The organism is Acinetobacter pragensis, assembly GCF_001605895.1.
Classification (GTDB): domain Bacteria; phylum Pseudomonadota; class Gammaproteobacteria; order Pseudomonadales; family Moraxellaceae; genus Acinetobacter; species Acinetobacter pragensis.
In genome coordinates, this window is sequence record NZ_LUAW01000001.1 from 201,840 (window position 1) to 216,285 (window position 14,446).

16 protein-coding genes and 2 pseudogenes are annotated in these 14,446 nt (G+C 45.2%); 9 read left to right on the top strand and 9 right to left on the bottom strand.

Annotated features, from left to right (window positions below):
- Positions 1 to 57 precede the first annotated feature (57 nt).
- Complete coding sequence (locus tag AZH43_RS00940; RefSeq protein ID WP_067665450.1) at positions 58 to 510, bottom strand: GNAT family N-acetyltransferase; 453 nt, start codon at positions 508 to 510, stop codon at positions 58 to 60.
- Between the two features lie 389 nt (positions 511 to 899).
- On the opposite strand from AZH43_RS00940, the gene AZH43_RS00945 reads away from it, so the two are divergent.
- A complete protein-coding gene (locus AZH43_RS00945) occupies positions 900 to 1,379 on the top strand; it encodes a hypothetical protein (protein ID WP_067665453.1) in 480 nt (159 codons plus the stop codon).
- 53 nt (positions 1,380 to 1,432) lie between these two features.
- On the opposite strand, the gene AZH43_RS00950 is transcribed toward AZH43_RS00945, so the two are convergent.
- From AZH43_RS00950 to AZH43_RS00960, 3 genes are all read right to left on the bottom strand, one after another.
- A complete protein-coding gene (locus tag AZH43_RS00950; RefSeq protein WP_067665457.1) occupies positions 1,433 to 2,002 on the bottom strand; it encodes a TetR/AcrR family transcriptional regulator in 570 nt (189 codons plus the stop codon).
- On the bottom strand, positions 1,989 to 2,909 hold the full coding sequence (locus tag AZH43_RS00955; RefSeq protein ID WP_067665460.1) for an alpha/beta hydrolase family protein: 921 nt from the start codon (positions 2,907 to 2,909) through the stop codon (positions 1,989 to 1,991). The genes AZH43_RS00950 and AZH43_RS00955 overlap by 14 nt, the downstream gene beginning before the upstream one ends.
- A gap of 137 nt (positions 2,910 to 3,046) precedes the next feature.
- A complete protein-coding gene (locus AZH43_RS00960) occupies positions 3,047 to 3,844 on the bottom strand; it encodes a crotonase/enoyl-CoA hydratase family protein (RefSeq protein ID WP_067665463.1) in 798 nt (265 codons plus the stop codon).
- Positions 3,845 to 4,046: 202 nt separating this feature from the next.
- Between AZH43_RS00960 and AZH43_RS00965 the strand changes: the two genes are divergently transcribed.
- Together AZH43_RS00965 and AZH43_RS00975 are read left to right on the top strand one after the other, a co-directional pair.
- Positions 4,047 to 4,343: a hypothetical protein gene (locus tag AZH43_RS00965; protein WP_067665466.1), complete on the top strand. Its 297-nt coding sequence runs from the start codon at positions 4,047 to 4,049 to the stop codon at positions 4,341 to 4,343.
- 320 nt (positions 4,344 to 4,663) lie between these two features.
- Complete coding sequence (locus AZH43_RS00975; protein WP_067665471.1) at positions 4,664 to 5,161, top strand: DUF2505 family protein; 498 nt, start codon at positions 4,664 to 4,666, stop codon at positions 5,159 to 5,161.
- Between the two features lie 129 nt (positions 5,162 to 5,290).
- Here AZH43_RS00975 and AZH43_RS00980 read toward each other — a convergent pair whose 3' ends face one another.
- The 3 genes from AZH43_RS00980 to AZH43_RS00990 form a co-directional block, all read right to left on the bottom strand.
- On the bottom strand, positions 5,291 to 6,604 hold the full coding sequence (locus AZH43_RS00980; protein WP_067665474.1) for an MFS transporter: 1,314 nt from the start codon (positions 6,602 to 6,604) through the stop codon (positions 5,291 to 5,293).
- 252 nt (positions 6,605 to 6,856) lie between these two features.
- Positions 6,857 to 7,060 carry an amino acid transport protein gene (locus AZH43_RS00985; protein WP_067665477.1) on the bottom strand — a complete coding sequence of 68 codons (204 nt, stop codon included), beginning with the start codon at positions 7,058 to 7,060 and terminating at the stop codon, positions 6,857 to 6,859.
- 96 nt (positions 7,061 to 7,156) lie between these two features.
- The gene (locus AZH43_RS00990; RefSeq protein ID WP_067665478.1) at positions 7,157 to 7,735 is read right to left on the bottom strand and encodes a DedA family protein; all 579 of its coding nucleotides are present in this window, start codon (positions 7,733 to 7,735) and stop codon (positions 7,157 to 7,159) included.
- Positions 7,736 to 7,886: 151 nt separating this feature from the next.
- On the opposite strand from AZH43_RS00990, the gene def reads away from it, so the two are divergent.
- Positions 7,887 to 8,372, top strand: coding sequence for a peptide deformylase (gene def / locus AZH43_RS00995; protein WP_067665481.1), 486 nt, complete (start codon positions 7,887 to 7,889; stop codon positions 8,370 to 8,372).
- Between the two features lie 17 nt (positions 8,373 to 8,389).
- Here def and AZH43_RS01000 read toward each other — a convergent pair whose 3' ends face one another.
- Positions 8,390 to 9,172, bottom strand: coding sequence for an AraC family transcriptional regulator (locus AZH43_RS01000; protein ID WP_067665484.1), 783 nt, complete (start codon positions 9,170 to 9,172; stop codon positions 8,390 to 8,392).
- Between the two features lie 104 nt (positions 9,173 to 9,276).
- Between AZH43_RS01000 and AZH43_RS01005 the strand changes: the two genes are divergently transcribed.
- Both AZH43_RS01005 and AZH43_RS01010 read left to right on the top strand, forming a co-directional pair.
- A complete protein-coding gene (locus AZH43_RS01005; RefSeq protein ID WP_067665518.1) occupies positions 9,277 to 10,503 on the top strand; it encodes an MFS transporter in 1,227 nt (408 codons plus the stop codon).
- 139 nt (positions 10,504 to 10,642) lie between these two features.
- On the top strand, positions 10,643 to 10,939 hold the full coding sequence (locus tag AZH43_RS01010) for a hypothetical protein (RefSeq protein ID WP_081406739.1): 297 nt from the start codon (positions 10,643 to 10,645) through the stop codon (positions 10,937 to 10,939).
- Between the two features lie 221 nt (positions 10,940 to 11,160).
- Here AZH43_RS01010 and dhaK read toward each other — a convergent pair whose 3' ends face one another.
- Entirely contained in the window at positions 11,161 to 12,891 is a 1,731-nt protein-coding gene (gene dhaK / locus AZH43_RS01015; RefSeq protein WP_067665487.1) for a dihydroxyacetone kinase subunit DhaK, read from the bottom strand.
- Between the two features lie 188 nt (positions 12,892 to 13,079).
- Here dhaK and AZH43_RS01020 point away from each other — a divergent pair, with 188 nt between their 5' ends.
- From AZH43_RS01020 to AZH43_RS18300, 3 genes and pseudogenes are all read left to right on the top strand, one after another.
- Positions 13,080 to 13,361 (top strand): DUF559 domain-containing protein, encoded by a 282-nt coding sequence (locus AZH43_RS01020; RefSeq protein WP_081406740.1) that lies wholly within the window; start codon positions 13,080 to 13,082, stop codon positions 13,359 to 13,361.
- 168 nt (positions 13,362 to 13,529) lie between these two features.
- Positions 13,530 to 14,315, top strand: a pseudogene (locus tag AZH43_RS01025) (SIR2 family protein); the annotation flags it as partial.
- A 28-nt stretch (positions 14,316 to 14,343) separates the two neighbouring features.
- A pseudogene (locus tag AZH43_RS18300) lies at positions 14,344 to 14,446 on the top strand (prolipoprotein diacylglyceryl transferase); the annotation flags it as partial.

Genomic DNA, 14,446 nt, shown 5'->3' on the forward strand with positions numbered 1-14,446 from the left:
GATGGGCGGTTGCAGCGGAATGGAAAGGGCACAGCAAATAGAATCGTTATTTAAGCTCTAAGCTAAATATTTCACTAAATTCGTGAGTGCTGGGCTGTGCTCATTTTGCATAGGATAAATACTTTCGAAACCGCATTTTTTATAAAAGGGCAGCGCTGTCTGCGTGCTGTCTAAGGTAATTTGAGAAATTTTCTTATCACGCAGGCAATCAATCATGTTCATCAGCAATGCTGTGCCAATCCCTTGCTGCTGCATCTCTGGCCGAATATAGTTCATTAGAATTTTTCCATGATCATTCACAAGAATAAAGCCAGCAATTTGATCATGTTCTATATAGACCCAGCTGTCATTGTACGGCAGTGAAAGCAGCAAGCTGGACTGATTTGTTTTTTCCAGCCAAATTTGAATCTCGCTTTCATTGCGCTGATGATCCTGAATACAGGAGCGTACACTTTCATGCACCACCCGAATAATCTCGGGAATATCTTCAATCCTTGATTTGCGTATCATAGTTTTTTTGGTCGAATTGAAAAAGAGGGTACATTTCAGAAGATAAATTCGTGCTAGAAAAGATGAAAAATGTTGCTTTATCGTGTTTTTTTGAAGCATTTTCTGCGAAGTAGAAGAGTTGTATTTTAGTTTTGTTTCAAGTTTTTAATTTGAATAAGAATGAATGTGACCTGTCTCACAGTAATGGATTTTACATAAAATTGGAATTTTTATAAGCAGCGGAGGATTCAGGAGTAAATCTGCACAACTGACAGAATAATATACCTGATGCCTTTGCATGAATCATATTGCAGAAAGTGACCAAACTTTGAAATTGGATGAAAAATACTCAATTTAGCCGTGTTATAATTGATCAAAATATATAATTAAATTCAATTGGGGATTCAGTTATGGTCAATCTGTTAATGATGCTTTGTGTCTTGATTGTGATTACTGTGGCTTGGATTCTTGGCTTTAAAATATATAAGACACAGAAAATGAGTCAAAAGTGGCGTCAGTATCAGGCACCGGAAAAACGCGCCAGCGTGTCTGATGCAGAAACGGCAGAACGCACGGCTGAGCCAATTGCAGTTGTGGATGCCTATGAACAGCAGCTGTTTGATGATATTGCAGCGCTGTTTATCGAAGATGGCCAATTGTACGATATTGCGGATGCCGAATTGGTGCAGGCTGCAGTTTTTCGAAAAATGCCGGTATGTTCAAAAACGCAAATCCGTAAAATGGACCTAGACGAATGGTCTATTTATTGGGCGTTTTACGACCAGTCTTTAGAATATTATGTGGGTAAATATGGCGTATTCTATGCGCATGTTGACCGTTTTGGCGAAGAGCACAAGCATGATATTCGTGCGCAAGGCAGCTACAGCTGACCACATACTAATTTAAAATACGATTTACAATCATGATTCATATCTTTAGCCTTTCAGTGTTCTGCCGTATTCAGATGCTCTAAAATCCGCTGTTGCAGAAAATCCAAATAGCTGATTTCAGGCCGTATGCGCGACATTAAAATTGCGCCTTCATAATCAGCGACTGACATTTTCGCCCAAGTTCTCGCCTGCGCTGCGGTCATGCATTGACAGAAAAACAGATAAAAAGCCTGTTCCCAATCCTGAAAAATAGCCGCCAGCTTTTCTTGAATTTGCTCCGGCAGATTCGGCAGTTCGGCACTGAGGATTCCAGCCAAGCAGCCTATGCCGCCAAAACTGAAAAATTGTACGGCAGTGCTGTGAATTTGCGGGTACGCGCTAGCGGGGCAGCTGTGCTGTTGCCGCAGCTGTTGAAAAATACTGCGGTTTAATTGCTGGTGCATCAGCTCTAAGATTTGATACAGCAGGCCATCCTTGCTGCTGAAATCATAATAAAAAGCTGCTTTGCTCAATCTGCAGGCCTGCGCCAGCAGATTGATACTGGCGCCAGTATAGCCATGCTGTTTAAAGCAAAGTGCAGATTGAATCAGAAGCTGCTCACGGCTGAGTTTACGCGGGCGCATGATCGACCTGTTCATCTGTTTGCAGGGTTTTGAATTGCTGCAGCGCCTGATCCCAAATTTTTTCCGCGCCCTTACGGAAATAGCCCATATGGCCAATGGCCTTCATGCTGTAATCTTGCGCGCGCATATCAATAAACGTCATTGGCGCGCTGGTGTAATGCTGCATAAAGGCTTGACGTGAAGCGGGCAGTGCCCAATCGTCATCTAAGGCTGCGATGGCGTAAATTGGTGTTTTGACCTGCGCAAACTGCGTTTTTAAGGCCTGCTGCTCCGGATCTGCAAAAAAATATGTGGGATGTTTGCACCATTTGCGCCATTGGCGATACACATCGACAGGCAAGTCTGCCCCCATATTCAGCTTGCTCCATGGCAAATAGCCTGTGACTGCGACCATGGGCGGAAATACAATATTCCAAATGACCTGCACTTTAATTTTTTCTTTCAGCGGCATATAGCCATGCCAGCCTGCACCTGTGCCATAGCACTGCATGGCTTTAACTAAATGATGGTTACGGCTGAGCCCCAGCGCTTGCCCGCCGTAGGAGTGGCCAATCATGTAAATCGGCAAATCATCCTGAGCCAACACGTCAATTGCGCTGCTGAGGTCATGCCGGCCCCAATCTAAATACGACATGCGGAATCCTTTCAGGCTGTTGGGCGATGATGCGCCGATGCCTCGGTAATCAAAAGTCAGCACCTGAAAGCCCTGCTGCGCTGCATATTCAGCAAAACGGCGGTAAAAGCCTTGCGGAACACCTGTCGCGTTGGAAATGACGATGCTGGCTTGAGGCTGCGGCGGCCGATACATAACGCCAGAAAGGGGATAACCGTCTGCGGCAGTGAATGCAATAGTTTTTGCTTCAATGCTGGGCTGTGCTGCTGGTGCCAGCGGGCTGCGTTCTTTCATGAGTATTCCGTTGTTATTTAATTGTGCTGAACATCGAACATCATTTGCTTAAAGCCATCTTTAGGAATGCAAGCGTTATGCATCTTTGATGAATTGGCTTTTTCGGCAGTGTGGCTTGAAATGACGGACTGTTAAATTTATTGCCCCTTGAATTGGGGAGGCCTGCGCTGCAGCATGGCCATAACGCCTTCCTGCGCATCTTGAGTGTGCAGCAATGGATTGAGATGCTGCTGCAATTGTGCAAAAGCAGTTTCAGGCCCATGCAATCGGGCCTCCTGAGCAGAGGCTAATGTAGCCTGCACGGCTAAGGGGGCAGCGCGGGAGATCTGCTCGGCCAGCTCTATCGCGCGGGCTAGCGGTGGAGTTTCAAGAACTTCATTAATCAGATTTAGCTCTAAGGCGGTCTGTGCATTAAAGCTGTCGCCCGTCAGCAGATAGCGCATAGCTTTGGCCCAGCCGGCAGCTTGCACAAAACGCACTGTCGCGCCGCCAAAAGGCAAAATACCGCGCTGTACTTCCATCTGCGCAAATTGGCAGTCATCTTGCGCAATGACTAAGTCGGCATTCAGCATCAGCTCAATGCCGGCGGTATAGCAATAGCCTTGCACTGCGGTAATAACTGGTTTACTGCGTTTTCGGGAGGTCGTGCCCCAAGGATTGATTTGATTTTCTGCAAAGTCGAAAACGCCTGATGCCAGTTTAGGCTGCAGTTCAACCAAATCCAGCCCTGCGGTAAAGTGCCCGCCGTGCGCGAAGATGACAGCGCAGCGCAAATCTGCATGATCTTCATATTCAGTCAGGGCCAATGACAGATCATGAATCATATGGCTGTCAAAGGCATTGCGCTTTGCCGCTCTGTCAAGGCCAATCAGCATAATATGGCCGCGGATTTCACGGCTGACTTTACCTTGATGTTCTATTTCGTGCTGTTCCATTTCATATTCTCTTTTTTATTGATCATTATTTCTGCTGATTTAATTTTTAAACGATCGTTAGAATACTGTCAATGCCATAAAATTGACTGGCGCATTCATTTCAAGTCGCTAAGCCAGTCCGGCCTTTCATATTATTCCAGCGGCTGCCCCGCGCTATACTAAGAAAATGGCCAGACCCGCAATACTGTATTAAAGGTGAAATATGCTTATTGATTTTCAGCATGAACAGCAGAAAAAATTTGATGTACTGGCGCTGGATATTCTGCAGCAGCCGGACATGTATTTAAATTTTGACTGCATCTCTGATTTTTATCAGGCAGATTGGCTGCAGCAGTTCCCAAAGGGTACCGTTTGGTCTGTGGCGGGCTTGGATGATGGCGCTGAACAGTACTGTATCCGTATTGAGTACAAAATGCAGTTTTTACTGATTGACTGCGCTGACAATAGACGATCCGTACTGTATGAAAAGAGCGGGCAGCAGCAGCGGAATAATCTTTGATTTTTTAAGCTCTATTGATTTGCAGATACGGGATTTATCCCGCTTGAGGCACAAAAGACTTAGGGACGGTTTCTTCCAGATATTCGGGATTTTACCGTGACAGCAAGATGGTGACCGCAGTTTTATACCGATGGTTTTGTGATGTGAACGTTGCAGTAAAAAGAATCTGAGGCTGCTTTATTAAAATTATGGCGTCCTTGTGCTGTGTTGTGGCGTTTGAGTCAATGACAGGATGCAAGCAACAAGATTTAATGCGCTGCGGGCTTGGCTGAGCCGAAGCAATAAAAACAATGAAGAGCAATAGAGAATAGGAAAACAACATGGCGCATCAATTTACTGTCAACGCAGCGATTCAAGGCGTTTCATTGGATGAGTTTAAGCGTTTAGCGGCGGATATCTCTCTGCATGAAGCGGTGTGCAAGCGCATTCCTGGCGACAATTTAGAAATTTTAGAATCACAGAAAACCGGCGATATCTATACCTTAAAGCGCGCTTATAATTTAGATGTCAATATTCCGGATATCGCTAAAAAATTCTTAAAAGACGCTTTCCGTTTAAAGCGCACAGACGTCAGCAATTTAGCGCAACTGACCTCTGAGGTGAGTCTGGATCCGAATTTGCCTTTAGAAGCTCAGTGTCAGCGTACCGTGACAGGGGATGAGTCGCACATCCGCTTTCAGCTGCAATGGACGGTCAAAGTGAAAGTGCCATTAATTGGCGGTATATTGGAAAAGCATGCTGAAGGCGAGATCCGCCGTTTCAGCCAGCTGGAAATTGATATTGTGGAAGATGAGCTGCGCAAGAATCTGAATGTTTAAGATATTTACCGGTTTTTGATGATTAAACCGCATGGTCAGTATAAGGCCTTTAAAAAAGAGCGGTTGAACCGCTCTTTTTATATCACTGAACCGCCGCAGTTTGTGCAGCGGTTTCTTGCTGGATAGATGTCAACTCAAGTCAGCTTCTGCCGCATTGGGCTGGCGCTGGGGCTGTTTTTCAAAGCGTGCGCGGTACAGCAAAGCGCTTAGGAAGGCTGCCAAGCAGACCACCCAAATGTAGTATAGCGCGCCAATTTTGCTGTAAATGCTGAGCCATTGAACTAAAGGCAATGTGATACCGCCGGCAATGGCGTAGGCAAGGTTATAAGAAAAAGAGATCCCCGAGAAACGGATTTGCGCAGGAAACATTTTTACCATGCTGTAGGACACCATGCCGACGGTTCCTGAGCTGAAGCCCAGCAGCATATACAGCATAAATACGGTCGATGGCGCGACATGGCCTAGGCTGTTATAAAATACAGCCGCAATCGCCGCGACGGCTGCAGAACCCAGCAGCATTACTTTGCCTGCACCGAAGCGGTCTGCCAGCAGGCCAGCTGCAATACAGCCCGCCATCTGCATAATAATGGCTGCGCTTTGCATTTTAAAAGCATCGGCGCGTTCAAAGCCAAAGGCGCCCGTCAGCAGATTCGGCATGGCTAAAATCAGCACCACGACACAGCCGGTGAGAAACCAAGTAAACAGCATGCCAATGATTACCGCAGTTTTATGCTGCGCCAGAACTTGCTTGACCGGCAGCTCTTTTGCCAGCGCTTTCTTTTCCTGCATGGCTTTAAAAACCGGCGTTTCTTTTAAATAGCTGCGCAAATACAGCGCGATAAAACCGAAAATACCGCCAACAATAAAGGGGAGGCGCCAAGCCCAGTCATGAATTTGCGCTTCACTGAATTTCAGCGAGATAAACAAGGACATCAGCGCGCCCAGTAAAATCCCTAAGGATAGGCCCGCTGTCAGCAAGCCGTTGGCAATGCCGATTCTTTTTTCAGGCACATGCTCTGAAACAAAAGTCCATGCTGCTGGAATTTCACCGCCAATGGCGATGCCTTGCACCACGCGCATCAGCAATAGCAGTAAAGGCGCCGCATAGCCGATGCTTTCAAAGGTAGGCATGATGCCGATCATTAAGGTGGGCAGCGCCATCAATAAAATAGACAGGCTGAACAGGCGTTTTCGGCCCACTAAGTCACCAAAATGCGCCATGACCACACCGCCCAGCGGACGGAAAAAATAGCCGGCGGCGAAAATGCCGTAAGTGTTCAGCATGGCCCAGAATGGGCTGAGCGTGCTGGGAAAAAACAGTTCTGCAATGATTTTGGCGTAAAAAACATAAATCACAAAATCATAGAATTCTAAGGCGCCGCCTAAGGAGGAGAGTCCCAGTGTGCGTTTATCTTCTTTGGTTAAGCGTGGCTGAGCGTCCATGCAAATCGTCCATATGCAGTAGGCTGGAAATAATCACTGATTTTAATGAACAGAAAAATTGTTGAATAATCAAACTTTATTGAAGGGTAAATAACTTTTTTTTATTAAAGCCTGAAATTTATAGAATTATTCATTTCAGAGGCGCTTGTGTGCATGTTTCCATCCGCCTAAATATCTGGATACGCTGGCATTGAGACCATTTTATTGATTAACTCACTACCTGCTGGTTAGCCAGTAGGTATATCAAGCTGCTTAGAGGCGGATAAACCTAGGGACAGCAATCAATAATATCCCGATCGCGGACATCAGGGCCGCACTGTCAATAAAATAAGGGTAGATCATCAGCGCCAAACCGCAGATCAGCGGCACGCTTTGCTGCTGCTTTTTGCCGTAAATAAAATAGCCTAAGCCAACTGAACTGAAAATGACACTGAGCAGCAGCGCTGTGGTTTGCATTAGTACTCCCAGAAGAAGTGAACACTTGAATAATCAGAGATATAGCAGTGCAGGATGAGCTCAGTCTGAATGCGGGTTAAATTTTCTGGATGCGCGTTATTCCGGATGGTCCTGCAGCTTAACAAGTCTGCCGTACAGTATACGGGCAAGGACAATGCAGCTGATGACGGCCGCAATAATGATGATTCTTTTTTGATGCGGCAGCAGCATATGCCAAAACACATGCAGCCAATGACTGACTTGCAGCCCAACACTGATGACCACAAAAGCCCAGATAAAACTGGCCAGCAGGTTGACGGCCGAATAGCGCAGTGCAGGATAGCGCAGAATGCCGAAACTCATAGGAATGATAGTCCGCAGACCCCATAAAAAACGCATCAGCAATATAGACAGGGTGGGAAAGCGCACAATCATCTGGCTGGCGCGCTTGAACTTTTTGTTCAGATTGGGGCGGCTGCGGATAAAGCTGTAACCATATTTGTAGCCAAGAAAATAATAGAACTGATCGCCTAAATAGCCGCCGATCATGGCAATGCCGACCAGCGGCCAAAAGGATAAAATATGCTGATGCACCGCATAGGCGCCCAGCATGAGTACCGTTTCCCCTTCAAAAAAAGAACCGATTAAAACAGCGATGTAGCCGTAGTGCTGCACTAGGGAAAACCAGTCAAACATAGCGTGATTTACTTCTAAGTGAATGAAAAAACGTGCAGGAACTGTCTGTTGTATCTTAGTTAGCTTAAGCTATGATTAAAGCATGCGACATATTCGTAGACTTTTTTCCTGCACTGTCTAGTTTATTCCTTTCATTCACAAGAGATCATGTATGAGTACAGTATTGCCCGTGGCGCAACGCGGCGAAGCGATTTTAAGCCTGACGGCCGCGCCGGTAGCCGATCAGGAGTTCGGCACAGCATGGCTGCATGCTTTGGCGCAGGCTCTGCAAGCGACCATGCTGGAGCGCAACGGGGTCGGCATAGCCGCGCCGCAAGTCTATGTGTCTAAGCGGGTGATTATTGTGGCTTCGCGTCCGAACCTGCGTTATCCGGATGCACCTGATATGCAGGCCGTGGTGATGGTGAACCCTGAAATTCTGCATATGTCTGAGCAGTATGTTTTGGGTGAGGAGGGCTGTTTGAGCGTGCCGAATGAACGCGGGCAAGTGGCGCGGGCAGAGCAGATCCAAGTGCGTTATTTCAGCTTAGACGGCAAACCGGTGACGGCTGAGTTTTCAGGCTTTCCTGCGCGGATTGTGCAGCATGAGGTAGATCATTTGAATAGCATACTATTTGTGGAACGGCTGGGCGCTTAAACGCAGAAGACCGCTGATTATTCATCTTTATATTTAAACTGCTGCGGCGTTTGTCCCAAATGACGCTTGAACATGGTGCTGAATGCGCTTGGATTGCAATATCCTAGCGACTTTGAAATTTGTGCAATTGATTCCCCATTGGCAATTTTACTTAAAGCATGGGCGATATGCATTTGCTGGATCCACGCCCGGTAAGACAGCCCGGTTTCCTTTTGAAACATGCGCATTAAGGTTCTGGAACTGGCACCAATCTCATCGGCCCATGTGCCTAAATCTTTTAACTGATCAGGCGCGCTTAACAGCGCTTGGCAAATTTTTAGCAGGCGCTTGTCTTGCGGCCAAGGAATTTGAATCGGCAGCAGATTAGCCTTATGAATTTCATCAAAAATTAAAATCTGCAAGGAGCGTGAAAGTTCATCAGAACTGATCAGCTCTGAGGGCGGAATATGTTCGATGGCATTTAAGCGGATTAACAGTTCATGCAGCAGCTTGCTGACCCGAATAATAAAACAGTGCTGGCCCAGTAAGGCGGCGGCATTGGCTTCAATTAAAGCCGTATTCAGTTTGACCCGGCTCAACGAAATTACACTGTGCTCCAGATGTGTTGGAATCCAAAGCGCGCACATGGGCGGCACGATCCATACATGATTGGGCGTAAAGACCTGAATCATTCCGGTAGAAGCATATAGAAACTGCGCCCGCGTATGTGTATGCGCAGGAGTAATTTCCCGATAGGTATGCTCTGATGAGAGTCCAATCACCAGTTCGGACATTTCAGTTTGAATCAGTGAGTTTGGCATGCTTTGGTTAAAATTGTCACTTATACAATGATTATTGGAAGATAGTGTTATGAATGACATTTTACAATCAAATTCTGATGAAAAAAACATGGAGTTTGAGAGGCATGACGTCTTCAATTCAGATGAAAGAGGGCATGGACGAAGCGGCGGTTCATGTGCAGCCTCAAGGCATGATTCTTAAAATAGTGGGCGCAGTGGCTGTTGCGCACTTACTCAATGATTTAATCCAAGCTGTCCTGCCGGCCATCTACCCGATGCTTAAAGCCAACTTTTCGCTCAGCTTTGCTCAAGTCGGGCTGATTTCATTGGTCTATCAAATTACAGCATCGCTGCTGCAGCCATGGATTGGCCTCTACACCGACAAGCATCCAAAGCCTTACTTGCTTCCGCTGGGCATGGTTGTGACTTTTAGCGGTATTTTACTGCTGGCGTTCTCACCGAATTTTATGGTGCTGTTAATGGCATCGGCATTGATTGGTGTCGGGTCTTCAACTTTTCATCCTGAAGCGTCACGTGTGGCGCGCATGGCATCGGGCGGGCGTTTCGGCACGGCGCAATCGACTTTTCAGGTGGGCGGCAATACCGGCACGGCTATCGGGCCTTTATTGGCTGCGCTGATTATTGTCCCATTTGGACAGCATGCGGTTGCATGGCTGATTGTATTTGCGCTATTGGCGATTTGGGTGCTGTTTGGCGTGAGCCGCTGGAGCATCAGCTACAGTAAAAAACAAGCGGCGGCGCGGGTTAATCAGGTGCAAAGCAAACTGCATGGCCGGCAATTGATGATTGCGCTCTCTACAATCTGTGTACTGATGTTTGCCAAATTTACCTACATCGCCAGCATCAGCAATTACTTCACGTTTTATTTGATGCATAAATTTCAGCTGAGCTTGCAAAGCGCGCAGTTGCACTTATTCGCTTTTTTGGCTGCGGTAGCGCTGGGCACATTTGCAGGCGGGCCGATTGGCGACAAAATTGGGCGCAAAGCGGTGATTTGGGTCTCTTTTGCAGGAATGGCGCCGTTCGCGTTGATGATGCCGTATGCGAATTTGTTCTGGACCACAGTATTGTCGATCATCACAGGGCTAGTGCTGTCATCTGCTTTTGCCGCGATGGTGGTGTATGCGCAGGAAGCCGTTCCTGGGCGGGTCGGCATGATTGCCGGCTTGATGTTTGGCCTCATGTTCGGTGTCAGCGGCATAGCGGCGGCCGGTTTAGGATATTTGGCCGACTTAAAAGGCATTGAATGGGTCTTCGGTATTTGCTCATTGCTGCCTTTGCTGGGAATTGCCACAGTGTTTTTACCCAAGACTCAAAACAAACCATCCTGATATCATCTAAACAATGAAAATTCAGCTGTTTCATGCAATGAATGAGACAGCCTGACTTTTACTTCGGCGCAATGTGTGTAAAGTAAATGATGCATAGCGCTGTATTCACTGAGAGTACTGCGGCGCGGGAGGGGATGAAATGACGGATGCAGAGGCTGCAATAAGGTTTTCGCTGAATTTAGACTCGTTCCAAATTGAAATTGGTGAGCAGCGGTTTGAAATTGCCAAGGGTTTGAGTTTTATTGCCTCACAAAGTATCCGTTTTGGACGTCTTGATGCTTTAGCGATTGAAAATATGATCTATGTCATTGAAGAAATTCTTGAGCAGCTGAAGCTGGATTATCACACCCAGCGAACTGCGCAAACTTCAGATGAGTTGATGCGGCAGCTGTCTGCACTTTTTTTAATCATGCCGCCGTCATTGACCGTATGCTGATGGAGCATGCCTTTAACGAATTTACGGAACGTCTTGAATATTACACAGCAAAAGCGGAGCCTGATTTAACATTGTTGGCTTATTTTGTTTTTATACGCGAGATGATGCATCATTTGAATGTGGTGAAAATACACCTTAAAAGCTAAATCGGATTTGTCAAAAATACGGTGTTTGAATGGCTGTAATATTTAAAAAGCCCCGAATGATCAGGGCTTTTTTGCTTATTTGATATGTTGCGCAATGTCCGTAAAGATCACCCCTAGGCCATGTGCGCCAGCATCTGGGTAGCCTAAGCTGCGGTCACCCACCGTACCGGCACGGCCCATACGCGCCACGATGTCTTTGGTTTTTTCAGCGCCTTGAACGGCTGCTTGCGCACCGAGGACAAAGTTTTCTTTAAATGATTTATCAGTGTTGTTTGACCAAGAGTCTGCACAAGGCACTAGCGCATCAATCAAGGTTTTGTCACCCACCACAGCACCGCGGCCAAATGAACGCTCGCCAGTGATTTGGATACCTTGAACGGCCATTTGCAATAATTGGGCAAAGTCAGACACGCTTAAAGTGGTTTTGCCTTTGACTGCCTTGCTGGCTGCACGGAAAGCCGAACCCCAAATTGGGCCGGAAGCGCCGCCGCAATATTCCATAATAATCATTGAGCAGTTGAGCAGAAACACATCCATTTGTTGAGCTTGAAGCAATTCAGGCCATTGGCGTTTCAGCTGTTTAAATCCTTTTGCAACGCTCATGCCAAAATCGCCGTCACCCGCATGTGCATCCAGCTCACAGAACGGCACTTCATTTTTAATGATGCAGGCGCACATGACATCCACCACATAGCGCATGTTTTCAATTGTGAATTGTTCATTCACAATTTTTGCATGTTCAGCATGCGTTTCAATGCCGGTGTTTAAGGCTGCAGCGGTTTGTGCAGTGTTCTCGGAAAATTCAATTGGCAGGGCAGCAGCACCGTCCATTTTAAAGGCAGGGGTGTTGGCTTCTGCATCTAAATAAGTTTTTAGCTCGTCATCCAATGCAAGTAAGGAAACAGATGCGCCAGCCATGTCGATACTGGTTATGTAGTTACCGACAAAGGTGCGGTAAATTTTGATGCCTTTATTAGCCAAATGCTGACAAACGTCATGGTTGAATACATACAGTTCTTGCATTGGTGTAGAGCCAAAACCGTTGACCAGCACGGCAACTTCACTTAAATCGGGACGGTCTAAAAATAAGTCATCGACAATGCGCTGCGCTAATTTTTTAGATGGCAGGATTTTTTCACGGCGGATGCCTGGCTCACCGTGAATGCCGACGCCGTATTCGATCTCATCATTTGCCAATGTAAAGGTCGGTGTGCCTTTCGCGGGAACGGTACATGATGTAAATGCAAAACCTAGACTGGTGACATTGTCTGCTGCTTTTTGTGCAATTGTTTTTACGCGCGCTAAGTCGTAGCCTTTGGCTGCTGCAGCGCCTGCAATTTTATGTACAAATACAGTGCCTGCCACGCCGCGTCGGCCGACGGTATATAAGCTGTCTTTGACTGCAATGTCATCTGCCACTTTGACATATTCCACTTGTATGCCGTCATCTGCTGCCAGCGCCGCGCCATTCTGGAAATTCATCATATCGCCAGAATAGTTTTTGATGATCATCAGCACTCCTTTTTCCGTGGCGACTTGCTGTAAGGCTTTATAAACCTGAATTTGCGAAGGCGATGCGAACACGTCACCGCAAACAGCAGCATCCAGCATGCCAGTACCGACAAAGCCTGCATGTGCAGGTTCGTGACCGCTGCCGCCGCCACTGATGAGTGCTACATTTTGGTGTTTTTCTTTTCGTGAAATGATTTTGTATGACTCATTAAAGCTGAGTTCTGGATGGGCAAGGACAAGGCCTTTACACATTTCTACGACGATGTTTTCTGCACCGTTCATGAGTTTTTTCATGGAGGAGGGCCTTCACGTTTATTGGGGAGATTTTGAATAGGCTTATTATTATCGAAAAAAGTAATGTTTGCTGACATAAAAGTGTAAAAAAGGGCATTTAAGAAGCATCACTTCAAATTATAAACCTCTCCCTAGCCCTCTCCTAAGAGGAGAGGGAATATCCATTATTGAATTTATATGGGTTTTGAATTCACAATGAATGCTCCCTCTCCCTTTGGGAGAGGGTTGGGGAGAGGGTGCTAAGTTTGAATTACATCGTAGATTTTTACTGTCCTGCCGTCAGTTTGGTCATTGAGCGTGATGGTAGTCAGCACTATACAGAAGAAGGATTGGAAGCAGATCAGATGAGAGATGAAGCTTTGGCTCAACTTGGATTGAAGGTTCTGAGATTTGATAATGGGCGGATAATGCGGCGGATTGATGATGTGGTAGAAGCCATTTATCATTACTGTCTTAAAGAATCTCATTAATTGCAATTTCTCATACTAATGAAGCTTTCTAAGAAATAATCAGAAGGTTGGACTCGTATTGTTTATAATTCTTAGATTGTTGTCTAGATTTCAATTTTAAATGATGGAACTGTTATTTTTTTAATGTTATAAATCAATCATACAACAAGTAAGATATGTAATAAATCTATGGATATATTTGATTTTATTAATAATTATAAAAATCATCCTGTACTATTCGTTGGTACGGGTTTTAGTCTACGTTATCTTGAAAATTCATATTCTTGGGAAGGTCTTCTTAAAAAAATTGCATTTGAATTAAAAGGAAATGATGAGTTTTTCTTTGATTTGAAAGGAAAAGTTTATGACAGAAAGTCAGGTACTTACGATTACATGCAATTAGCATCATTTTTACAGGATGAGTTTAATCGTCAAATATCAGAAGATCGTAATGGTAAGTTTAAGGATATTAATGATGAATATTATCGTAAAAGTTCGGAAGGTGTTACTTCTGATAAGTTTAAAATCTATATAGCATCTTTATTAACTAGTTTAGAAAAAAAAGATAGAAAGATTGATGAATTGGAAGTATTTAATTTATTATCGAAGAACATATCATCAATAATTACAACTAATTATGATAAATTGATTGAAAATATTACAGGTTTTGAGCCTTTGGTTGGTAATAATATATTATTAAGTAATCCTTATGGTTCTGTATATAAAATTCATGGAAGTGTAGATGACCCAGAAGAACTGGTTTTTACGACAGAAGACTATGCTGACTTTGATCAGAGATATGATTTAATTCGAGCACAATTAATTTCTTTGTTTGTTCATAATCCAATAGTTTTTCTAGGTTATAGTGTTAATGATATAAATATTAAAAAAATTCTAAGTACTATTTTTAAATATGTGCAGTTTAATTCTGAACAAGCAGAATTAATAAGAAATAATTTTTTACTTGTAAGCTGGACTTTATTGCACCCTGCGTGCCGACGATCAAGCGCTGTGCGAAGGCTTAATTTTATTTATTGTGCTGTGGTGGTTCAGCTCCAAACCGCGCCCGCGCTATGCCGTATCTGCCCTGTTCTTAATCGGCTACG